Source organism: Streptomyces pactum, assembly GCF_002005225.1.
GTDB classification, from domain to species: Bacteria; Actinomycetota; Actinomycetes; order Streptomycetales; family Streptomycetaceae; genus Streptomyces; species Streptomyces pactum_A.
This window is the reverse complement of record NZ_CP019724.1, coordinates 7,528,673-7,550,492: the sequence shown is the minus strand read 5'-3', so window position 1 is coordinate 7,550,492 and position 21,820 is coordinate 7,528,673. Positions and strand designations below refer to the sequence as shown.

17 protein-coding genes and 2 pseudogenes are annotated in these 21,820 nt (G+C 71.4%); 3 read left to right on the top strand and 16 right to left on the bottom strand.

Features of this window, described 5'->3' with window-relative positions:
• Positions 1-5: 5 nt before the first annotated feature.
• Together B1H29_RS32940 and B1H29_RS32935 are read right to left on the bottom strand one after the other, a co-directional pair.
• Positions 6-1,445: an NAD-dependent succinate-semialdehyde dehydrogenase gene (locus B1H29_RS32940; RefSeq protein ID WP_055420474.1), complete on the bottom strand. Its 1,440-nt coding sequence runs from the start codon at positions 1,443-1,445 to the stop codon at positions 6-8.
• A 111-nt stretch (positions 1,446-1,556) separates the two neighbouring features.
• A complete protein-coding gene (locus tag B1H29_RS32935; protein WP_055420475.1) occupies positions 1,557-2,825 on the bottom strand; it encodes an aspartate aminotransferase family protein in 1,269 nt (422 codons plus the stop codon).
• A 485-nt stretch (positions 2,826-3,310) separates the two neighbouring features.
• On the opposite strand from B1H29_RS32935, the gene B1H29_RS32930 reads away from it, so the two are divergent.
• On the top strand, positions 3,311-4,933 hold the full coding sequence (locus B1H29_RS32930) for a PucR family transcriptional regulator (RefSeq protein WP_055420905.1): 1,623 nt from the start codon (positions 3,311-3,313) through the stop codon (positions 4,931-4,933).
• Between the two features lie 207 nt (positions 4,934-5,140).
• On the opposite strand, the gene B1H29_RS32925 is transcribed toward B1H29_RS32930, so the two are convergent.
• The 5 genes from B1H29_RS32925 to B1H29_RS32905 all read right to left on the bottom strand — a co-directional run bounded on the left by B1H29_RS32925 (position 5,141) and on the right by B1H29_RS32905 (position 11,091).
• Entirely contained in the window at positions 5,141-5,500 is a 360-nt protein-coding gene (locus tag B1H29_RS32925) for a DUF6463 family protein (RefSeq protein ID WP_055420476.1), read from the bottom strand.
• Positions 5,501-5,629: 129 nt separating this feature from the next.
• Positions 5,630-8,011: a beta-glucosidase family protein gene (locus B1H29_RS32920; RefSeq protein ID WP_079160591.1), complete on the bottom strand. Its 2,382-nt coding sequence runs from the start codon at positions 8,009-8,011 to the stop codon at positions 5,630-5,632.
• Positions 8,008-8,826: a carbohydrate ABC transporter permease gene (locus B1H29_RS32915; protein WP_055420477.1), complete on the bottom strand. Its 819-nt coding sequence runs from the start codon at positions 8,824-8,826 to the stop codon at positions 8,008-8,010. The genes B1H29_RS32920 and B1H29_RS32915 overlap by 4 nt, the downstream gene beginning before the upstream one ends.
• Entirely contained in the window at positions 8,823-9,779 is a 957-nt protein-coding gene (locus B1H29_RS32910; RefSeq protein ID WP_055420478.1) for a carbohydrate ABC transporter permease, read from the bottom strand. The genes B1H29_RS32915 and B1H29_RS32910 overlap by 4 nt, the downstream gene beginning before the upstream one ends.
• Positions 9,780-9,786: 7 nt before the next feature.
• Complete coding sequence (locus tag B1H29_RS32905; protein WP_055420479.1) at positions 9,787-11,091, bottom strand: ABC transporter substrate-binding protein; 1,305 nt, start codon at positions 11,089-11,091, stop codon at positions 9,787-9,789.
• Between the two features lie 137 nt (positions 11,092-11,228).
• Here B1H29_RS32905 and B1H29_RS32900 point away from each other — a divergent pair, with 137 nt between their 5' ends.
• On the top strand, positions 11,229-12,245 hold the full coding sequence (locus tag B1H29_RS32900) for a LacI family DNA-binding transcriptional regulator (protein ID WP_167392572.1): 1,017 nt from the start codon (positions 11,229-11,231) through the stop codon (positions 12,243-12,245).
• A gap of 10 nt (positions 12,246-12,255) precedes the next feature.
• Here B1H29_RS32900 and B1H29_RS32895 read toward each other — a convergent pair whose 3' ends face one another.
• The 6 genes and pseudogenes from B1H29_RS32895 to B1H29_RS32875 form a co-directional block, all read right to left on the bottom strand.
• A complete protein-coding gene (locus tag B1H29_RS32895) occupies positions 12,256-13,263 on the bottom strand; it encodes a HEAT repeat domain-containing protein (protein WP_055420481.1) in 1,008 nt (335 codons plus the stop codon).
• 56 nt (positions 13,264-13,319) lie between these two features.
• A complete protein-coding gene (locus B1H29_RS32890) occupies positions 13,320-13,982 on the bottom strand; it encodes a HEAT repeat domain-containing protein (protein ID WP_055420482.1) in 663 nt (220 codons plus the stop codon).
• A 155-nt stretch (positions 13,983-14,137) separates the two neighbouring features.
• Positions 14,138-14,800: a phosphoribosyltransferase gene (locus tag B1H29_RS32885; protein WP_055420483.1), complete on the bottom strand. Its 663-nt coding sequence runs from the start codon at positions 14,798-14,800 to the stop codon at positions 14,138-14,140.
• 678 nt (positions 14,801-15,478) lie between these two features.
• Positions 15,479-16,189: a 2-phosphosulfolactate phosphatase gene (locus B1H29_RS32880; RefSeq protein WP_055420484.1), complete on the bottom strand. Its 711-nt coding sequence runs from the start codon at positions 16,187-16,189 to the stop codon at positions 15,479-15,481.
• Positions 16,190-16,314: 125 nt separating this feature from the next.
• Positions 16,315-16,458, bottom strand: a complete 144-nt coding sequence (locus B1H29_RS38270; protein ID WP_159027865.1) for a hypothetical protein — start codon at positions 16,456-16,458, stop codon at positions 16,315-16,317.
• A gap of 405 nt (positions 16,459-16,863) precedes the next feature.
• A pseudogene (locus B1H29_RS32875) lies at positions 16,864-17,430 on the bottom strand (gluconokinase).
• 128 nt (positions 17,431-17,558) lie between these two features.
• Between B1H29_RS32875 and B1H29_RS32870 the strand changes: the two are divergent.
• Positions 17,559-18,263: a FadR/GntR family transcriptional regulator gene (locus B1H29_RS32870; RefSeq protein WP_055420487.1), complete on the top strand. Its 705-nt coding sequence runs from the start codon at positions 17,559-17,561 to the stop codon at positions 18,261-18,263.
• Positions 18,264-18,389: 126 nt separating this feature from the next.
• Here the strand turns inward: B1H29_RS32870 and B1H29_RS32865 are convergent, their stop codons facing one another.
• The 3 genes and pseudogenes from B1H29_RS32865 to B1H29_RS32850 form a co-directional block, all read right to left on the bottom strand.
• Positions 18,390-19,865 carry a GntP family permease gene (locus tag B1H29_RS32865; RefSeq protein WP_055420488.1) on the bottom strand — a complete coding sequence of 492 codons (1,476 nt, stop codon included), beginning with the start codon at positions 19,863-19,865 and terminating at the stop codon, positions 18,390-18,392.
• A 246-nt stretch (positions 19,866-20,111) separates the two neighbouring features.
• Positions 20,112-20,612: pseudogene (locus tag B1H29_RS40270) on the bottom strand (transposase); the annotation flags it as partial.
• Between the two features lie 791 nt (positions 20,613-21,403).
• Positions 21,404-21,559 carry a hypothetical protein gene (locus B1H29_RS32850; RefSeq protein ID WP_010059700.1) on the bottom strand — a complete coding sequence of 52 codons (156 nt, stop codon included), beginning with the start codon at positions 21,557-21,559 and terminating at the stop codon, positions 21,404-21,406.
• Between the last annotated feature and the right edge of the window lie 261 nt (positions 21,560-21,820).

The following is a 21,820-nucleotide window of genomic DNA, read 5'->3' as shown; positions in this document are numbered from 1 at the left end:
GGTGGTCACCGGGCCGGCATCGCGACGTACTGGTACTCCAGGAACTCCTCGATCCCCACCGCGCCGCCTTCCCGCCCCAGCCCGGACTGCTTGACACCGCCGAAGGGCGCGGCCGGGTTGGAGACGAGCCCGGTGTTGAGCCCGACCATGCCGACCTCGAGGCGTTCGCTGACGCGCAGGGCCCGGTCCAGACCCTCGGTGAAGACGTAGCCGACGAGCCCCCAGGGAGTGTCGTTGGCGCGGCGCACCACCTCTTCCTCGTCGTCGAAGGTGAGGATCGCCGCGACGGGACCGAAGATCTCCGTACCCATCAGGCGGCTGTCCGGACTGACGTCGGTGAGCACCGTGGGCGGGTAGAAGCAGCCGGGGCCCTCGGGCGTGCGTCCGCCGCACAGCACTCGCGCGCCCCTCTCGACCGCGTCGGACACCAGGTCCTCGACCTTGGCGCGCCCGGCGGTGTCGATGAGCGGGCCGACGTCGACGCCGTCCCGGGTGCCGGGGCCCACGACGAGTGCCTCCATCCGCCGGGCGAGGCGCCGCGCGAACTCCCCGGCCACCGAGCGGTGGACGAAGAAGCGGTTCGCGGCGGTGCACGCCTCGCCCATGTTGCGCATCTTGGCGGTCATCGCGCCGTCCACGGCAACGTCCAGGTCGGCGTCGTCGAGGACGATGAACGGAGCGTTGCCGCCGAGCTCCATCGAGGCGCGTACGACCGTGTCGGCGCACTGGGCGAGCAGGAGCCGGCCGACCTGCGTGGAACCGGTGAAGGAGAGCTTGCGGATCCGTCCGCCGCGCAGGAGCGGTTCGCACACCTCCCCGGCCCGGGAGGTGGTGACGACGTTCAGCACCCCGGCCGGCAGCCCGGCCTCCTCGAGGACCGCGGCGAGGGCCAGGCTGGAGAGCGGGGTCTGCGGGGCGGGCTTGAGCACCATCGTGCAGCCGGCCGCGATCGCCGGGCCGATCTTGCGGGTGCCCATGGCCAGCGGGAAGTTCCACGGGGTGATCAGCAGACAGGGCCCGACCGGGCGCCGGGAGAGGAGCATGCGGTTGCGTCCGTCGGGGAGGATGCCGTGACCGCCGTCGATGCGGACGGCCTCCTCGGAGAACCAGCGGAAGAACTCCGCCGCGTACGCCACCTCTCCCCTGGCCTCCGCCAGCGGCTTGCCCATCTCGGCCGTCATCAGGCGGGCCAGCTCGTCGGTGCGGTCGAGGATGATCTCGTAGGCGCGGCGCAGGATCTCGCTGCGCGCCCGCGGTGCCGTGCGGGCCCACGCCTCCTGCGCCCGGACCGCCGCGTCCTCGGCGAGCCGGGCGTCCTCGGGGCCCGCGTCGGCGACATGGCAGATGATCTCGCCGGTCGCGGGGTCGTCCACGGGCATGACGGCGCCGTCCGCGGCGTCCGTCCAGGCACCGCCGACGAACAACTGGGTCGGTGTGTCGGTCATGAGGTCCCTCCTCGTCGGCCGGCACGGGGGTCCGGCTCGGTCTGCGCGGCGCGGGCCGCCGTCCGGCGCACGGCGGCGGTCACCGGTCCGCCGTGCGCACGGCGGCGGCGGTCACCGGTCCGCCGCTCCCGACGTGCCCGCCTCGACGGCGGCCGTCCACGCCCGGAGCCCCTCGTCGACGGCCGACTCGTCGATGACCAGTGCCGGAATCATCCGGACCACCTGGTTCCAGGCCCCGCAGAGCAGCAACAGCAGGCCCTCGTCGACGGCGGCCCGCTGCACCCGGGCGGCGGTCTGCGGATCCGGGTCGCCGTCCTCGGTGACGAACTCGCTGCCCAGCATCAGCCCCAGCCCTCGCACGTCCCCGATGGCGGGGGTCCGGGCCGCCACCGTCTCCAGCCCGTGGCGCAGCCGTGCCCCCATGGCCTCGGCGTTCTCCACGAGCTTCTCGTCGCGTACCACGTCGAGCGTGGCGCAGGCCGCCGCGCACGCCACCGCGTTGGCGCCGTACGTGCCGCCCTGCGAGCCCGGCCACGCCTTGCGCATCAGCTCCTCGGAGGCGGCGATCCCGGACAGCGGGAACCCGCTGGCCAGGCCCTTGGCGGTGATGAGGATGTCCGGAGTGATACCGAAGTGCTCGTGGCCCCAGAACCGGCCGGTGCGGCCCACGCCGGTCTGCACTTCGTCCAGGATCAGCGGGAAACCGTGCCGGTCCGCGCGTTCCCGCAGGCCTTCCATGAAGGCGCGGGTCGCGGGGACGTACCCGCCCTCGCCGAGTACCGGCTCGACGATGACGGCTGCCGTGTCGGCGGGCGAGGAGATCGTCTGAAGGGTGTAGTCGAGCTCCTGGAGGGCGAAGCGGGTGGCGGTCTCCTCGTCCCAGCCGTATCGGTAGGCCGTCGGGAACGGGGTGACGACCACCCCGCTCATCAGCGGTGAGAAACCGGACCGGAAACGGGTGCCGGAGGTGGTCATGGAGGCGGCGGCGACGGTCCGGCCGTGGAAACCGCCGTGGCAGACCAGGACGTTGGGCCGGCCGGTGGCCTGGCGGGCCAGGCGCAGCGCCGCCTCCACCGCCTCGCTGCCGGAGTTGGTGAAGAACAGGCTGTCCAGACCGGCGGGCAGCACCTCGCCGAGCCGGTCGACGAGGTGGCGCAGCGGCTGGTGCATGACGGTCGTGTACTGCCCGTGGACCAGGGTGCCCACCTGCTCCCGGGCGGCGGCCACCACCCTGGGGTGGCAGTGTCCGGTGCTGGTGACGCCGATACCGGCGGTGAAGTCCAGATAGCGGCGGCCGTCCTCGCCATGGATGTGGACGCCCTCGCCCCGGACGGCCACCACGGGTGTGGCCTGGCGAAGGTGCGGCGACAGTGCGGTCATGCTCGTCTCCCGGCCTGCTCGTCGGTTCTGCTGCGGTCTGTCGAGCATGCCCGCGGTCCCGGCTTCGGCAACGCGTGATCTGTCCGGCCGGGCCGCGGTGTCCGGACGTTGTGTCAACCGCCCGGGTCGCGGTGCACCGCCCGTCAGGCGCGGCGTCCGCCGCCCGGACGCTCTTGCGCAGGTCAGCGAGGCTTGTCAGAGTGACAAGGGCGCGCGCGCAGGGAGGCACCGTGAGCGAGAACCCGCACCCGGACCCGGAGCGCGGCTCCGACGCCCCGGACGATCCCGGTGCCCCGGACGGCCCCAGCGCCCCCGACGACCCCAGCACCCCCAACGGCCCCGATACCCCGGACGACCCCAGCACCCCCAACGGCCCCGGTGTCCGGGGCGACCCCAGCACACCGGACGATGCCAGCGCTCCGGACGGCGCCGGCAGTGCCCCGGACGACTCCGGTGCCGCGGGCGATCCCGGTGCCCCGAGGGCCGTGCGGTGCCCGGACCCGGCAGGCCGTCCGCTCACCGTGGCCGACGTGCTCGCACTGCCCGTGCTGGCCGGCGGGGGCCCGCGGGTGGTCACCGGCGTGGACCGCGTCGACCGTCCGGTCCGGTGGGTGCACATCACCGAACTGACGGACCCGGCCTCCTTCCTCAAGGGCGGCGAACTCGTCCTCACCACCGGCATGCCCCTGCCCGACGACGCCGCCGGTGTGCGCCGCTACGTGGGCGAACTCGCCGCCGTGGGTGCCGCCGCCCTGGTCATCGAGCTCGTACGCCGCTACCACCGGCCGCCCGACGCCCTCGTCGACGCCTGCCGAGCCCACGGCCTGCCCCTGGTCACGCTCGCGAAGGACGTCAACTTCCTGGAGGTCACGCAGGTCGTCCACGCGCTGATCCTCGGCAACCAGGCGGACGCGATGCGCAGGACCCAGCGCGTCCACGAGGCGTTCACCGCCCTCACCCTGCGCGGCGCCGGTCCCGAGGACGTGGTGCGTGCCGCGGCGGAGATGAGCGGACGCACGGTCGTGCTGGAGAACCTGGTCCACCGGGCACTGGTCTGCGAGCCCTCCGGTGGCACGGTGGAGGCCGCGCTCACCGGCTGGGAGCGGCGCTCCCGGGCGACCCCGCCGGCCGACCACACGGAAGTCCTCGGTCCCGGGGGCTGGCTGGTGACCCCGGTGGAGTACCAGGGGGAGCGCTGGGGGCGGGTGGCCATGCTCCCCGGCCCGCCCGGCACGACCGCCGCCCCGTCCTTCGGCCCCGAGGACGTCACCGTGCTGGAGAGAACGGCGATGGCCCTCACCATCGCCCGGCTCACCCGATCCGCCCCGTGGGAGCGCACGGCACACCGGAACGCCCTGCGGGACCTGGTCGAGCAGCGCCACCGCTCCCCCGCCGACGCGCGCGCCCGGGTCGCGGCGCTGGGGCTGCCCACGGACCGCACCCGCTTCGTCGCCGTCCTCGTGGACGTACCGGCACGGGAGGACACGGCGAGAGCCGAGGCCCGCCTCTCCGAGGAACTCGACGCGACGGGACACCAGGCACTCGTCGGACTCCTCGCCCCCACCCGCCTCGGCGTTCTGCTGGCGCTGCGCCCCTCCCGGCCCTGGCGGCAGGCCGTCGAGCGGCTGAGCCGCGTCGCGCTCGCCCCGGCGCCGGGGACGACGGTGAGCGTCGGCTCCCCGGCCCCGGACCTCGCCGACGTCGCCCGCTCGTTCCGCGAGGCGGCCCGGGTGGCCGAGGCCACCGGGCCCGGTGAGCCCCTCCCGCCGGACCGCTCCTTCCACGAACGGTCCGACATCGGCCTGCGCCGCCTGCTGTTCGCGCTCCGCGACGACACCAGGATCCAGGACTACGCACAACGGCGGCTGGGCCCGCTCCTCGACCACGACGCCCGCCACGGCACCGACCTGGTGACCACCCTGCGCGGATATCTGGAGGCCGCCGGCAACAAGACCGTCACCGCCCGCCTCGGCGGTCTCTCCCGGGAGACCGTCTACCAACGGCTGCGCACGATCGAGCGGCTGCTCGGCCGGGACCTCGACTCGGGCGATCAGCGCACCGAACTGCACGTGGCGCTCCAGGTGCTCGACGTGCTGCGCGGCCGCTGACGCCGCCACGACGGACGACCGGCGAACGCGTCGGGCGGTGCCGGGTGCGCTTCCGGTCGCAGACCCGGGAGTGGAGGGGTGCAGGAGTTCCCCGGCCACTGGGTGACGGCGAAGTACGCCGTCTGCGCCCCCCCTTCACCGGCACCATGCGCGAGAACGCCGTAGACGTCGTCCGCCGAAAGGAGCTCCCCGCGCCGGCCCTGTGGCTCAGCGGCGCCGGGACCTGCGCAGCAGGAGGCCGCCGAGCCCCGCCAGGGCGGGGAAGCCGCCCTTCGGCACGGCCGCGGTGCCCGCCAGCCCCACGGCGGTCAGCACGACGCCCGCGGCGCGCTGGGCCGGGATGTCCCCGTGCTCCTCGGCGGACCGCAGCAGCCGGCCGCCCATCCACAGGGCGGGCGCGGCGGCCAGGAACCAGAAGGCGGTGGCGCGGTCGCCCCGGTCGGGCACGGAGCCGAGGGGGTTCGCGCGCGCCATGTCGGCGAGCACGTCTCGGTAGAGCACCGCGCCGACGGCGCCGTGTGCCACACCGACGACCTGGAGGCAGCGTCCGGCTGGACATCGCTTCATGCCCCCATCGTACGAGCGCTCGGGGCGCCGGAGCGGCCCGCCCCGCCCGCTCCGCCCCACAGACGCCGTACCCAACGAGCGGTGCTCACGGGCGAGTTGCCGTGAGCACCGCTCGTCGTCGCCGGCGGATCAGGCGTCGGCGGTGTCCGCCCGGCCGAAGACGGCGTGCAGGCGCCGCGTGTGGTCGGCGGGGCGTTCCGGGCCGGTGAGGGTGACCGTGGCCGTCAGGCGCGGGTCGGTGCTGGACGCGGCGAACCGCAGCTCCAGGTCGCCCGGTTCGACGACCCGGCGCCCGTCGCGGCCGGTGAAGGAGGCGAGGTCGGCCGGGACCGTGACGCGTAGCCGACGCGCCTCGCCGGGTGCGAGCGGCACCCGGGTGTAGCCGACGAGGCGCTGCACCGGCTGGACGACGGAGGCGACCGGGTCGTGCAGGTAGAGCTGGACGACCTCGGTGCCGTGCCGGTCGCCGGTGTTGCGGACGGTGAACGCCAGCGAGAACTCGCCGTCGGTCGCCGCTACCCCGGTGTGCGTCACGAGGTCGCTCCAGGCGAACGTGGTGTACGTGAGGCCGTGTCCGAAGCCGAAGGCGGGCGTCGGGTCGACGTTGGACACCTCGCTGGCGTGCGCGAGCCGCGCTCCGAGGTAGGTGGCCGGCTGGACCCCCGCTCCGCGCGGCACGCTGACCGGCAGCCTGCCGGAGGGGTTGACGCGTCCGCCGAGCACCCCGGCGATGGCGGCGGTGCCCTCCGCCCCCGGGAAGAACGACTGCACGATCGCGGCGGACTCCTCCACGGCCCGTCCGAGAGCGTAGGGACGCCCCGTGAGCAGCACCGTCACCACCGGCTTGCGGGTGTCGAGCAGCGCGTCGAGGAGCTGCTGCTGCGCGCCGGGCAGGGCCAGCGACTCGGTGTCGCAGCCCTCGCCGCTGGTGCCGCGGCCGAACAGTCCGGCGCGGTCGCCCAGGACGGCGACGACGACATCGGCGTCCCGGGCCGCCCGCGCCGCCTCGGGGATGCCGAAGACATCGCCGTCGTCGACGCCCGTGCCGCGTACGACCGTGACCTCGGCGTCGGGGAACTCGGCGGCCAGGGTGTCCCGCAGGGTGGGCAGTTCGATGCCGACCGGGGTCTCGGGATGGTGCACGCCGATGTGCTGGGGGAATGAGTAGCAGCCGAGTACGGCGGTGGGCTCGTCGGCGTTGGGCCCGATCAGGGCGATGCGGCGCGGCCGGTCCAGCGGCAGGGTGCCGTCGTTGCTCAGCAGCACGACCGCTTCCTCGGCGACCGTGCGGGCCAGCTCGCGGTTGCCGGGACCGTCGAGGTCGATCCTGCCGCGCAGAGCGTCCAGGTCGTCCAGGTCGGTGCCGTCCAGGGCGGGCGGCACGGGGTTCCAGTCCGGGTCGAGCAGCCCGAGCGCCGCCTTCTGGGTGAGTACCCGGCGCAGTGCGCGGTCGATCACCGCCTCGGGTACGCGGCCGGCGGCGACGGCCTCCACCAGGGGCGCGCCGAACGTCTTGACGGTGGGCAGTTCGACGTCGACGCCCGCCCGCAGCGCCGCGCCGGCGGCGCCCGCCCAGTCGGCGGCGATGCCGTGCAGCGTCCTGAGGAAGGCGATGCCGAAGTAGTCGGCGACGACGGTTCCGTCGAAGCCCCACGTGTCCCGCAGCAGCCCGGTCAGCAGGGTCTCGTCGGCCGCGGCGGGCACGCCGTCGGTGTCGGTGTAGGAGTGCATCACCGACCGGGCCCCGCCCTCGCGGATCGCCATCTCGAAGGGCGGCAGCAGGACGTCGGCGCGCTCGCGCGGACCCATGGGCGAGGGGGCGAGGTTGCGTCCGGCGCGGGAGGCCGAGTAGCCGACGAAGTGCTTGAGGGTGGCGACGATCCCGGCACCCTCCAGTCCGCGGACGTAGGCGGTGCCGATGGTGCCGACGAGGTACGGGTCCTCGCCGATGGTCTCCTCGACCCGGCCCCAGCGGGCGTCGCGCACCACGTCCAGGACGGGCGCGAGGCCCTGGTGGACGCCGACGGACCGCATGTCGCGGCCGATGGCGGCGGCCATGTCCCGCACCAGGTCCGGGTCGAAGGTGGCGCCCCAGGACAGCGGGACGGGGTAGGCGGTCGCGCCCCAGGCGGCGAAGCCCGCCAGGCACTCCTCGTGGGCGACGGCGGGGATGCCGAAGCGGTTGGCCGAGGCGATGCGTGCCTGGGTGCGCAGCAGGGAGAGCGCGCCGAGCGCCGGGTCGACGGGCGCGGTGCCGAAGGGGCGGGTCAGTTGGCCCAGTCCGGTGGGCAGGAGGGTGTCGAGGTCGACCGCCTCCTCCATGTCGTGCTGGTGGGGGGCCACGTCGCCGCCCTCGTCGGACGCGCCGACCCACACGCCGTACAACTGGGCGATCTTCTCTTCCGGGGTCATCGCGTCGATCAGTGCGGACACCCTGGTGCTGACGGAGTGGGCGGGGTCGTTCCAGAGGGGGACTTCGGGGGTGGTCTCAACGGCCACGTTGGCGATCACTTTCCTCCGACGCCCATCAGACCCTGGACCAGGGCGCGACGGGCGAACAGGTAGACGAGCAGGACGGGGACCATGGACAGCACCACGGCTCCCAGCAGACCGGGGATGTCGATGCCGTGTTCGGTCTGGAAGTTGTACAGACCCAGGGTGACCACCTTGGTGGAGTCGGACTGGGTCAGGACGAGGGGGAACAGGAAGCCGTTCCACGCCTGGAGGGCGGAGAACACGATGATGGTGGACAGCCCGCCACGGGACAGCGGCAGTACGAGCTGGAAGAACATGCGTCGCGGGGTGGCACCGTCCATGGCCATGGCCTCGAACAGCTCCGAGGAGATGTCACGCATCGCGCCGCTGAGGATCAGCGCCGACATGGGCAGGCAGAACGCCGCCGTGGGCAGGATGACGCCGAGCAGGTTGTCGTACAGCCCTGCCTCGCTGATCAGGTAGAACATCGGCACGATCACGGCCTGGGCCGGGATGGCGAGCCCGAGGAGGAACAGCCGGAAGACCGCCGAGGTGGCCCTTCCGTGGCTGCGCACGATGGCGTAGGCGAGTGGCGGGACCAGCAGCAGGACGATGCCGATCACGCACACGGTGACGACGAGCGTGTTGAAGAAGTACTGGCCGAAACCGGAGTCGAAGGCGCTGGTGTAGTTGTCCAGGGTGAAGCTGTCCGGGATGGACACCGGACCGTTCGCGGCGTAGTCCGTGCGGGTGCGCAGCGTCGCGGCGAGCATCACGTACAGCGGCAGGCCGACCAGGAAGAGCCAGACCAGGGAGCCCGCGCCGGCCAGGTAGTTGGGGCGGCGCCTCATGACACACCCTCCATGGAGCCGCGCATCTTGTCGTAGCCGGACACCCGGACGACGATCAGCGAGATGATGGTGGCGGCGATGACCAGGGCGAGGGCGATGGCCGAGCCGGTGCCGAAGTCGAAGCCTTTGAAGGCCTTCTGGTACATGTAGTAGGCGCTGATCGTGGTGTCGGTGCCCGGTCCGCCCTGGGTCAGGATGAGGACCGTCTCGAACGTGGTCAGGCCGCCGACGATCATCAGGATCATCGAGGTGATCATCGAGGTGCGCAGTTGCGGCAGCGTGATGTGGAAGAACTGCCGGTAGCGGCCCGCCCCGTCGATCTCCGCCGCCTGGTACAGCACCTGCGGGACGGCGCGCGCCGCACCTTGGTAGATCAGGGTGTGGAACGGGGTGAACTGCCAGGTGCTCACGAACGCCAGCACCCCGATGGCGGTGGCCTGTTCACCGAACAGGTTCCCGTCGCCGAACAGCCAGACGGCGTCGGCGGGGATGCCGAAGTTCGGGTCGAGCAGCGCCCGCCAGAGCACGGACACGGCCGTGGCGGACAGCAGCAGCGGTACGAAGTAGATGACCGACAGCACGGCGCGGTTGCGCTGGTGACCGGCGGCCCACACGCCGAGCACGATGCTCAGCGGCGTCTGGATGACCACGCCGAGCGCGGTCAGGAGCAGGGTCAGCCAGATGCTCTTGAGCATCACCGGGTCGTCGACCAGGCGCGACCAGTTGTCCATGCCGACGAACTCGGGCGAGCCGAGTCCGTTCCAGCTCATGAAGGACAGCACCGCGACCATGATCAGGGGGACGATTGCGAACAGGGCGAAGAACACGGTGGCGGGGAGCGCCCAGGTGAAGCCGGGGCGTCCCACGTTGGTTGCGGAGTAGCCGTCCGGCCGCCGCCGGGCTCCCTTGCGGGGCCCGGCGGCGGGACGGGCGCTCGTGATCTGTGTGGTCATGAGCCGTTCACTCGGTCGGGAGGGCCTGCATGGCCTTGATGAAGCCGTCGGCGTCCAACTGACCGTTGAAGAACTGCTGCACGGCCTGGTGCATGGGCGCGCTCGCCGACGGCGGGTACGCCTGGTCCCAGGAGAGCTGGAACGACGGCGCGTCGGTCACCAGGTCGTACTGGAAGCGGGAGTACTCGGGGGTGGCCGAGGTCTCGATGAACTCGTCGGTGTTGGTCGTGGTCGGCAGGTTGCCGATGTCCAGTTGCGCCTTGACGAACTCGTCGGAGTACATGAGCTTCAGGAACTCGGCGACGGCCTCGGGGTGCTCGGTCTTCTTCAGCACCGAGTAGAAGTTGTTGGTGTTGCCGACGATGTTGGCCGGATCGCCCTTGCCGCCCTCGACGGTCGGGAAGGCGGCGTAGCCGAGGTTCTTCTCGGCGAACTCCCTGGCGTCCGTCTGCTGCTGGGAGTAGTACCAGGAGCCCATCAGCTCGAAGCCGGCCTTGCCGGAGGCGAGCAGCGCGGGTGAGGCGCCGTTGGTGTACTTGACGGAGTCGTAGTTCTTGCCGAAGGCGCCGGCGTCGACGAGCTCCTCGAGCATGCTCAGGGCCTTCTTGCTGTCCGCGCTCTCCCAGGCGCTCTTGTCGCCCCCGACGGCCTTCTCGAACAGCTCGGGGCCGGCCACGCGGTCGTAGAGGTACTGGAACCACATCTGCGTCGGCCAGCGGTCGCCGCCGCCGAGCGCGATCGGGGTGACGCCCTCGTCCTTGAGCTTGCCCACCACGTCGAGCAGCTCGTCCCAGGTCTTCGGCGGCTGGACGCCGGCCTTGTCGAGGACCGCCTTGTTGTGGAAGAGCAGGATCGGCTGGGTGCCGCGCATCGGGATGCCGTAGGACTTGCCGTCCACGACCGCGCTCTCGAAGACGTTGGGCAGGAACTTGCTCTTGAGGTCCGGGTTCTTCTTGATCATGTCGTCGAGCGGCAGCAGCAGGTCGGCCTTGACGAACGGCTTGATGCTGCCGCCGCCCCAGTTGAAGAAGACGTCCGGCGCCTGGGGGGTGCTGATGATCGTCTGGAGCTTCTGCTGGTAGTCGGCACCGGGGATGGTGTCGAGAACGACCTTGACGTCGGACGTCTTGTTGAACGTGTCGACGATCCGCTTCTCGACCTTGTTGCTGGCGTCCCCGTAGACCAGGACATGGATCTTGCCGTCGTCCGACGACGCCCCGCCGCTCCCGTCGCCGCAGGCCGCGAGGCTCAGCGCCAGGGCGAGCGTCGCACCGCAGGCGACCAGTCTGGGCAAGCGCGCACGTGTCTTCATCGTTCGCCTTTCGAAAGTTTCGGCACCATCACCGAAAGTCCATGCTGACGGACAGTAAAGTCAGACGGGAATTCTGGTCAATGGCCCTGCACGCTCCGGCTCAAAACGTTATCCACGGCATGGCCTATCCTGCCGCTATGCACGACGAAGCTGAGGTGGACGCTAGGGTGACCCTGGCCGAGGTGGCGAAAGAAGCGGGGGTGTCCCCTCCGACAGTTTCGAAGGTCCTCAACGGTCGTTCGGATGTCTCCAGCCTCACCCGGGCCAAGGTCGAAAGCCTTCTGGAGGTCCACGGTTACCGTCGCCGGACCTCCGCCCCACCTCGCTCGCCACTCGTCGAGCTGGTCTTCCACGAACTGGACAGCGTCTGGGCGATGGAACTCGTCCGGGGCGTGGAGAGCGTCGCCAAGGCGAACCGGGCCACCGTGGTGCTCACCAGGAGCGGCACCCGGCACGCACCCGCACCCGACTGGATAGAGGGTGTGCTCCGGCGCCGGCCGCTGGGTGTCGTGCTGGTCTTCTCGTCGCTGCCCGCCGAGGTGAAGCACCGGCTCAGGGCGCGGGACATCCCGTTCGTCATCGTCGACCCGGCCGGCGACCCCGACCCCGACGTGCCGTCCGTGGGCTCCGCCAACTGGGCCGGCGGTCTCGCGGCGACACGCCATCTCACCGGCCACGGACACGAACGCGTCGCGGTCATCACCGGACCCGAGGACATGCTGTGCTCACTGGCCCGGCTCGACGGGTACCGCTCGGCCATGACCATGGCGGGCCTGCCGACCGACCCGCGCCTCGTCCGCTTCGGCGACTTCCATGTGCGAAGCGGCTTCGAGCACGCCATGGACCTGCTGAACGGCCCCGAGCGGCCGACGGCGATCTTCGCGGGCAGCGACCTCCAGGCCCTCGGCGTACTGGAGGCCGCCCGGTTGACGGGCCTGAGGGTGCCGGAGGACCTCTCGGTGGTCGGCTACGACGACGTGCCGCTGGCCCAGTGGGCGAGCCCGCCACTGACCACGGTCCACCAGCCGCTGCGGCACATGGCCGAGGAGGCGGCCCGCATGCTCTTCCGCCCGGACGAGCCCGGCAGGACCGCCCAGCGCATCGCACTGGCGACCCACCTCGTCGTTCGGCAGAGCACGGCGCCCCGGGGCTGACGAAGATCCGTCACCGTGCTCCGCGCAGCTCGAGAACATAGGTCGCGGTGAGCGCCACGGCACGGTCTTCGTCCTCGGCCAGATCCAGGAGGGCACGTGCCGCCGAGACCCCCGGGATGTCCGCGAGCGCCTGTGCCAGCCGTCGGCGCGCGGCCGGACCGGCGGTGCCACGGGTGAGGCGTGCGACGAGCCCGGCGGTGATCCGGTCCGCCAACGCGGGATCACGCGCCAGCGCGCCCAGCGCATCGGCCGCATCGACGTCGTGGGCCTCCTCGACGACCATGTCGACGAGGATCGGAACCGCTTCGGCCACCCCACGTGTCCCGAGCACCACGGCCGCATACCTGCGGACCACGGTGTCGGGATGGTTCATGAGGGCGTCCCGCAGCAGTGCGGTCGCCGCACCGTCCGCGATCTCGGCGATGGACTGCACGGCACGTTCGCGCACCTCGGGCTCGGGCGAGCCGAGTCCCTCGGCCAGCAGCGCCAGTCCGCCGTCACCCGAGTGTGCCAGAGCCCATCGCAGAGCTCCGGCGACGTTCGGGTCGGTCTCCCTCAGCGCCGCCTCGGCCAGTGCTTCCACCGGCACCGGCATCTCGTCGACCGAGGACAGGGCGGCCCGCTGGCGCGTTCCGGCGCTCTTCGACCCCAACGCCCGCAGGAGTGCCACGGTCTGGAGGACGTCCTCCCAGCCGGCGGGCTCCGCGGCACCGATCCGGCGGAGCCGCGTGAGCAGCTCCGTCTCACGCGCGATGCGTTCCCGCGTCCGGCGGACGAGGTCGTCGACGAGCTCCGAGGGCGTGAAGCCGGGATCGTCGAGCGCGCGCCCGATGTCACGCAGCGACAGCCCCAGCGCCCGCAGGCTCTCGATGTGGAAGATCCGCCGGATGTCCTCGTCGGAGTACTCCCGGTACCCGGCACCGGTGCGGCCCGTCGGCCGCACCAGGCCGAGCGACTCGTAGTGCCTGAGCATGCGGGCGCTGACCCCGGACCGTCGTGCCACCTCACCGATCAACACTGCCTGTCACGCCTCCCGGCCCGTCCCGCTGTCACGCCTCCCGGCCCGTCCCGCTGTCACGCCTCCCGGCCCGTCCCGCCGAGGGCCAGGATGCGCTTCGCCTCCTCGATCGCGAAGTCGAACCCGGCATCCGGGTCACGCAACAGCCGTTCCGTGGCGATCGCGTGCCGACGCACCCGTGGATCGGGACCCGTCATCGCGGCGCTCAGGGCCGGCGCGATCACCTCACCGAGCGCGCTCAGCGCCCGGCTCAGGCTCAACTGCGTCTCCCGCCCTCCACGCCCGAGCTGTGTCGCCAGCGCTTCGGCCAACTCGTGCTCCTCCCCCTCCGGTACGAGCACCACCGCTGCCCGCCAGGCGCTCCGCGCGACCTCGTCGTCGGCGTCGGTCACGAGCGCCCGGGTGATGGCCGGCCACGCTCGCCGGTCCCCGATCTTGGACAACGTGTGCAGGGCCTGGCTCCGTGCCTGCGCACGCTCCGAGCGGAGTTCCTCGAGCAGGGCCGGCAGCGTGACCGAGGCCGGGTGGCGGGCGAGTGCCCAGGTGAGCATGTCACGCACGTGGAATTCGGGTTCGACCGCGCATCGTCGCACGAGCGCGTCGACGCATCGGGGGTCGGGGCTCGTACCGGCCGCCAGCGCCGCCCGCAGCCGCACCGAGGAACTGCTGTCCTCCAGTTGCCGAAGAGCCTGATGCGCGACCTGGTTCTGTTTCGTCATGTCGTCGGGTCACCTCCTGGGCCGCAGTCAAGACCTTGTCACCGTGTCAAGGTCAACTTCGGCCCGGCGAACGCCCGACGACGCCCGGCGACATCCATGACACCCATGACGCCCATGGCGCCCGTGACACCCGTAGTGTGGCTTCGCCCCGTCCCTCAGCGCTGGTGCGGGGAGCGACCGTAGGCGTGGAGACCCTCGACGACCTCGTCGTCACCGACCTGCTCGAAGTCGTCGTACCACTGGCCGACCGCCCGGAAGTCCGACGGCCGGTGCAGGCAGATCACGTCATCGGCTTCCGACTCCATTTCGGCCGCGGTCTCGGCGGCGCCGACGGGGACGGCCAGGACCAGTCGCGCGGGACGCAGACGGCGCAGGTGGCGCAGGGCGGCGCGGGCGGTGGCGCCGGTGGCGAGTCCGTCGTCGACGAGGACGACGGTCCGGTCCCCGACTTCGGGCGGTGACTGGTCGCCCCGGTACAGCAGTGCGCGACGGTGCAGTTCGGCGCGCTCGCGGGCCACATCCGGGAGGAGCCGGTTCTCGTCCAGGCCGAGCAGGTCGAGCGCCCGCCGGTCGAACAGCGGCGGATCGTCGCCCACTATCGCGCCGATGCCCGTCTCCGGTTGGCCGGGAACGCCGATCTTCCGGGCGACCAGCACGTCCATGGGCGCTCCGAGTACCCGGGCGACCTGGGCGGCCACGGGCACGCCGCCCCGGGGCAGCGCGAGGACGACGAGGTCTCGGAGGTCGCCGTCGCCGGCCCATTCCCGGAGGCGGACGGCGAGTTCCTGGCCGGCTTCCCGGCGGTCGTGGAATCGCATGACCGGGTATCCGCCTTTCTCACGAGGGAGACGGCGTGCGAGCCGCGCGGCTTCACACGGCCGGTCGGGGCTGCCGCCGCCCTGCTCCGCACCGTCCCGGGCAGCCAGTCGCGGCACGCCACCGGCGGGAGCCGACCGTCCAGGACGATCTCCGCGCCCCGCCGGGGGCATTCGGTTCCCCGGCCGGCGTCACATCGTCCGGGTGCCCCGTACGGATTCGAAGGCCACGCGCGTTCGTCTCCCCTGGTGCTGTCCCATGGCCCGGTACGGGTACCCGGCGGGCGGCCGGCCACTCCGGCCGGCCGGGTGCCGCGGCACCCGGCCGCGCTCGCTGGGGCGAGACTGGCTCGCGGCGGGGCCGACGCGGCCGTGGCCCGTCATGGCCGGGGGAACCCGCCCTCGCCCCGCCGGCCCACCCGCGGCGAAGGCGAGCCCACACCCTTCCCGACGCCCCCGTCTTCTACGAGGCGGTCGAGGCCGCAGAACCCGCCGAAGCGGTGACGGGGCCACGGAAGCGGTAGGCACGCTTGTCGAGCCCCGTGCCGACGGTCCGGCCTCTCCGGAAGCCGGCCGTCCTCTCCCTCCGCATCCTCCGCCTCGCGTCGACGCCGGTGCCGGTTCCGGTGCCTGGGCCTGTGCCTGTGCCTGTGCCTCTGCCGGGCGGGAACGGCTCGTCGGTCACCGTGCGCGGTCTGCGGCGGACACCGCGTCCGGGCGGGTCCGCAGCGGCCGCAGCACCGCCGTCCCCTCCTCGAGTCCGACCTTCATGGCGAAGTCGAACCGGTCCACCTCCAAGCACAACTCCACATCGGCGGGGTGGGCACCACGGCGCCGCCCGCCGCGCAGGTCGTCCGCGGCCGGGGAGGTGGCGGCGCGGTGCAGATAGGGGCCGGGATCGGGACGGTTCCCGGCCAGGAGCCGGTCCAGGTACTCGGCGCAGGCCAGGTCCTCGGCGGCACGGCCGTCCTCGCCCGTGGCGACGAAGGTCACCGAGTCGGTGCCGGTGTCCGTCAGGACCCGGGCCGTGGCACCGGCCACGGCGAAACTGGCGCACAGCGCCAGTTTCGCCTCGACGACGGCCAGGGCCCCGACCGTTCCCGCGGTGGTCTTCTGAATCACCGTGCGACCGACCAGGTCGGCCTCCTGGATCAGGCGCGGGGAGTTGACCAGGTCGAAGCCGTCGGCGGATGCCCCGTCCTTGAGCGCGAGCCAGCCCGGGTGACCCGCCTTGACCGCCAGCGCCTCGTCCTCGTCGGCAGCGAGGACGATCTTGGCTGCCCCACGGTGGAAGGCCCATGCCGCGGTGGTGAACGCCCGCATCACATCGATCACCACGACCACCTGTTCGGTGCCGTCGACCTCGGGTATCCCCACCACACGCGAGTCCATGCCGGGATGATCGCAGCCCGCTGAAGCGGCCCACAAGACCGGCAACCTCCCGGCACGGCAGCGGTGGGGAACTTGGAGAGACCGCCACGCCAGGAAGAGGCAGCGCGCTGTGTTCCGGGGCGCTGCTACCCCTGCGTGGAGCGCCGGCTCCGCTTCTTCCACGGGATGTGGGTGGCGAGCATGTCGCCCACCGTGCCGACCACATTGAACGCGAGCCAGCCCACGCCCTTCAGGACGCGCACGACCGCCGAACCCGCAGCCTCTTCCATGTTCTGATCTCCTCTTCGACCGTAGCCGTCCCGCGGCTTGCTTCGATCTTGAAGATGCGTTCAGTCGCCACTCGGTTGTCCGGGGGAACGGCGATCTGGGCCACAGTCGAGAAGACGGGCCGCTTCGGGAAGACCGGATCCTTCCCGTGCTCACTCCCTCCAAGCGGTGGTGCACGCGGTCGCAGCGGGCTGCCGGACACGGCGTAGGCCGGCCACGTCGGATCGCCGCCGTGCAAGTCACGGATGGTCTGCCAGGCCTCCAGGGAAGCCTGACCGAGTGGCTGGCGGTGCGCAATGAACTGGTCGTAGCAGGCCTCGGCGAACTGCAATGCGGATCGTGACCGGACGGGCCGGAGAGTGCCGATGAAGGGCCCGCCTCCCGCGTTGAGGGACTGGGGTGCCCGCTCAAGGCTCTCGCCGAACCAGTCGATCTCCCCGGCACTTCGGCAGGCGTTGAAGAACACGAGAGCCGACGTCCCGTCCGCCCACCACCATGAGGCGTGCGTCCGCGGTGGGCGCCGTCCCGCACTCGTCCGCCTCCAACGGCTCCAACGTGGCGTACTGCGAGTCCAGCAGCGCCTGGGCATGACGTGGCGCCCGGCCAGCCGCCCGGCGATCAGCTCGCGGTCACCCGCGCAGGTGCGGGAAGTAGAACCCGGCCCCGGCCGCCCGCAACCGGTTGCGGTAGCTCCGTTCGAGCGCCGAGCAGCCGACCACACCGGCCAGGCCGGGCCCGTCGGCCTGCCGCTCCCGCGCCCACGCGGCGATCGCGTCGAGCCAGGGCGCCCGGTCGGTGTCGTCCAGCGGCGTACCGGCGGACATCTTGGCGATGTTCGCCGGTGGGTGGAAGTCGTCGGCCTCGGCGTAGGGCACGCCGAGCCGGGTGGCCAGCGGCTGACCCACGGTGGACTCGCCCGTGCCGGACACCCCCATCACGACCACGACCTGCTGCGCTGCGGACGCTGCGGACATCACTTCCTCGCTTGTCCTGCCTCCGTTTTCTTGCCCAGTACATCCAATGCGATAGATGCTACGTATCCAGGAAAAGATGGCGCAAAAGTCATACATATTCGGGGAGAGTGACCCGTAGGTTGAGTGTCATGAACAAGCAGCAGCACCAAGGTCTGCACGCGAAAGTGCTCGCCACCCTCGGCCCCGCCATCACCGGTGGCGACTACGCACCGGGGAGCGTGCTGCGCACGGACGAGCTCGAAGCCCGCTTCCAGGTGTCCCGTACGGTCATGCGCGAGGCGATACGCGTGCTGGAATCCATGCATCTGGTGCAGTCGCGCCGTCGGGTGGGAGTCACGGTGCTGCCGACCGAGGCATGGAACGTCTTCGACCCGCAGGTCATCATCTGGCGCCTGCAGGGCGCGGACCGGCCCCGGCAACTGCGTTCGCTCACCATGCTGCGGTCCGCCGTGGAACCGGCCGCCGCCCGGCTGGCGGCACAGCTCGCCACCGGCGAGGAGTGCGCAAGGCTGACCGAGCACGCCCTGGGCATGGTGGCCACCTCGCGGGGTCAGCAGCTCGAGGGCTATCTGGTGCACGATGTGGCCTTCCACCGGGTGATTCTGCGGGCGTCGCGGAACGAGATGTTCGCTCGGCTCGGGGACGTGGTGGCCGCCGTGCTGACCGGCCGTACACAGCATCAGGTGATGTTCTCCGACCCGGATCCGGCGGCCGTCACCCTGCATGTGCGGGTCGCCGAGGCGGTACGGGCCGGGGAGCCGGACGTCGCGGAGGAGCTGACCCGGCAGATCACCGTGGGCGCCATGGCGGAGCTGGACGTTCTGGCGCCGTGAGACCGGACGGTCACGCGCCGTGAGGCACGGGGCACCCCCGCTGCAGGAGCGCGGGGGTGCCCCGTGGACCGATGGCCACCGGTAACGGTCGGTGACGGCCGCCACCGGTGCGCCGGCACACCGGCGTCAGATCACGGCCCAGAGGCCGAGCGCGACGGCGAACGCGGAGAGACCGAGCGTCGTCTCCATCACCGTCCAGGTTTTCAGGGTGGTCTTCTCGTCCATCCCGAAGAACCGGCTGACCAGCCAGAAGCCCGAGTCGTTCACATGCGAGAGCACCGTGGCGCCCGCGGCGATGGCGACGACCAGCAGCGCGATCTGCGGGTTGCTCAGCCCCGCCTCGCCGACCGAACCGGCGATCAGGCCGCCCGTGGTGGTCAGCGCGACCGTGGCCGAGCCCTGGGCCACCCGCAGCAGCGTGGCGATGATGAACGCCTGGAGGATCAGCGAGAACCCGAGGTCGGACAGCGAGGAGCTCAGCGCGTCCCCGATGCCGCTCAGCTCCAGCACTCCGCCGAACATGCCGCCGGCGCCGGTGATCAGGATGATGGCGCAGATCGGCCCCAGCGCCTCGTCCACGATCTTGCGGACGCCCTCCATGGACGTACGGGGCTTCCCCAGGACCATGATGGCGACGATGACGGTGATCATCAGGGCGACCGGCGTCGTGCCGAGCAGCCCGAGGAACGCGGGGAACCCCTCATCGGCGTCGAGCGTGCCCGCCGTGCCCAGGGTGTCCAGCACGGTGTCGCAGGAGATCAGGACCAGCGGAATCAACAGCAGGCCGAGAACCGTACCGAAGCGCGGCGGCTGCTGCCCGAGGCGGACACCACGCTCGCCGGGGACACCCGCCTTGCCGGGGGCGTCGTCGTTGCCGGGGGCGTCGTCGTTCTCTACACGCTCCGCGTCCGTACGGCCGTGCGCGTCGCGGGCGGCACCGAAGACCACGTCGGACACGGAGACGAACACCCGGGCACCGAGGAAGCGGGAGACCAGGTAGACGCCGACGTACCAGGCGACGAGGGCGATCGGGATACCGATCAGCAGTGTGACGCCGATGTCACCGCCGAGCTGTTCGGTGGCCGCCACCGGACCCGGGTGCGGCGGCACGATGGCGTGCATGGCCGCGAAGGCACCGGCCGCGGGCAGCGCGTAGAACAGCAGCGAACCGCCGAAGCGGCGGGCCACGGTGAGGATGATCGGCAGAAAGACGACCAGCCCGGCGTCGAAGAAGATCGGGAAGCCGAAGAGCAGCGCCGCCACACCGAGCGCGAGCGGTGCCCGGCGTTCACCGAAACGGGCGATCAGGGTGTCCGCCAGCACCTGGGCGCCGCCGGTGACTTCCAGCAGCCGCCCGAGCATCACGCCGAAGGCGACCAGTAGCGCGACCGAGCCGAGCGTATCGGCGAAGCCGAACATCAGGACGTCCGGGATGTCGGCAAGCGGGAAACCGACTGCGAGCGCGGTCAGCACGCTGACCAGGACCAGTGACACGAAGGCGTGCAGTTTCACCTTCATGATCAGAAAGAGCAGCAGGGCCACCGCCCCCGCTGCGATCAGCAGCAGCGTGGCCGTGCCGTAAACCGGCTCTATTGCTTCCATGGCAACTCCTCGTTGAGACGCTCGGGAAGTTACGCCATAGGTAGTACGTATTCAAGAGTCTGACGAAAAAAGTCATACGAAAGAGCTGAAGGGGATGGCGCACACGGGTGCGCCCCTCGCTTCCGGCCTGGTCGGGAGCGGGGGGCGCACGGTGGCGGGGAGTCGCGGGGCTCGGGGGCGTGCGGGGCCGGGGGTGCCCGGAGGCAAGGCCCCTCGCCATATCACCCGCGCATCACACAGACGCCCCTATAACGCGGGGGTGCGGGAAACCGGTCTGACCAGGTTGATGACCTCGCGGGCGGCATACCGCTTGAGGCACCGGATGATTTCACGTCGGGTCTTGCCTTCCTGGGTACGGCGTTCGTAGTACGCCTGGGTGCGCGGGTCGTGGCGCAGCCGGGTGAAGACGATGCGGTGCAGGGCGGCGTTGGCCTGCCGGTCGCCGCCGTAGTTGAGCCGGCGCGTGCGCCGTCGGCCGGAGGAATACTCGATGGGGCTGACTCCGCAAGGGGCGGTGAGCTGTTCGATGCGCTCGGCGAGCATGCGTAACGTCATGTGGGTGGCCTGGATCACCGCGTCCTCGTCTCCCCCACCGTCGGGTGGGCCGAGGCGCGCACAGGTGCGGAACAGCTCGGCGCTGCCGAGGCTCGACATTCGTTCCCGCAGGGCGGGGTCGGCGATGACCAGGACGGCCTTGAGCTGGTTGATCGCCTGGGTGCGGGCCTTGACCGCGGAGTCCTTGGCGAGCTTGTACATACGGGCGCTGTGCACCGGGCCGTCACCGGACTTGGCCCGGGCCCGGGCCAGACCGCTGGCCGCCGAACTCGGCCTCGACGCGCTGGTCCAGCACGCGGTCGACGCCGCCACCCGCCTGGCCGGAGCGGGGCGGGGCGTTCGGCGCCAACGTCCTGGGCGAGACCGGGGAGTCGTACCTGCTTTACGTGATCTCGATGTCGACCGGTCGGCCTTCGACAAGTTCCCCATGCCGCGCAACACCAAGGTGTTCGATCCGCTACGGCACCATTGCCCGCCTGGACCGGCGTCGGCTATCTCACCGCAACCGCCTCCTGGGATGCTTTCCCGGGGCACACCCCCGACGACGTGCAGAGCGGCATCGGCGTCGTGCACAACGCGCTCCTCCTGGACGGGCCCGAGCGCACCGTGGTCCGGAGCCCGTTCCACCCCGCGCCCCAGGCTCTCCTGCACGGGGTTCAGCTTGATCGGGCGGGCACTCTGGGCACCGATGCAGCACGCCCGTCACTTCCTGACCAAAGCGGCGGCATCCGCCTCACTCCGCAGCCAGGTTCTGCCCTCGACGACCGGCGGGCAGGGCCCGGCTCAGGGCAAACCCATCGCCAACGAGACAGGGCGTGCGGCGCATGGCCCCGCCCACGGGGTCCCCAACTGTCTCTCTGGCCGGGCTCTCACCTCGTCCCGGCCTCGAGTGGTCCAGAAGCTCCTCATGGTGTGGACTTTCCGACGCGGAGGGAGTCACGGACACGTCACTCGTCGCAGAGAGTTGGTGAGGCGCCCTGACCTCAAAAGAAGTGCTTGCGTCCACCGACTGCGCGACCGGTCGCACCCAGGATCCACAGGATGGCGCCAACCAGAATGAGGATGCCACCGATCGTCGTCAGCAGACCCATACCAACAAGCAGGCCGATGATCAGCAGAATAAGCCCAAGAATGATCATTTAAAACCCCATCGTCAATTTCGGCTCAGGCGCGTGTGCGTATGAGCTTCACAAGGGCCTGAGTTCGTCCGTTAGTGGGTAGATCCCGACCAGCTCCGAATGCCAGGACCTCGGTGCGATAGTCCTTGTGCCCGGCGACACGGTGTTCACACCCTCTGCAGGAAGGCGCACCTCTGCCCGCTTCCGATCCCTTCCCTGCCTCGGACACCTACGGCTCCTGCGAGAGCTGCGCGCATGAGCACGACCCCCTCACCACGGTGA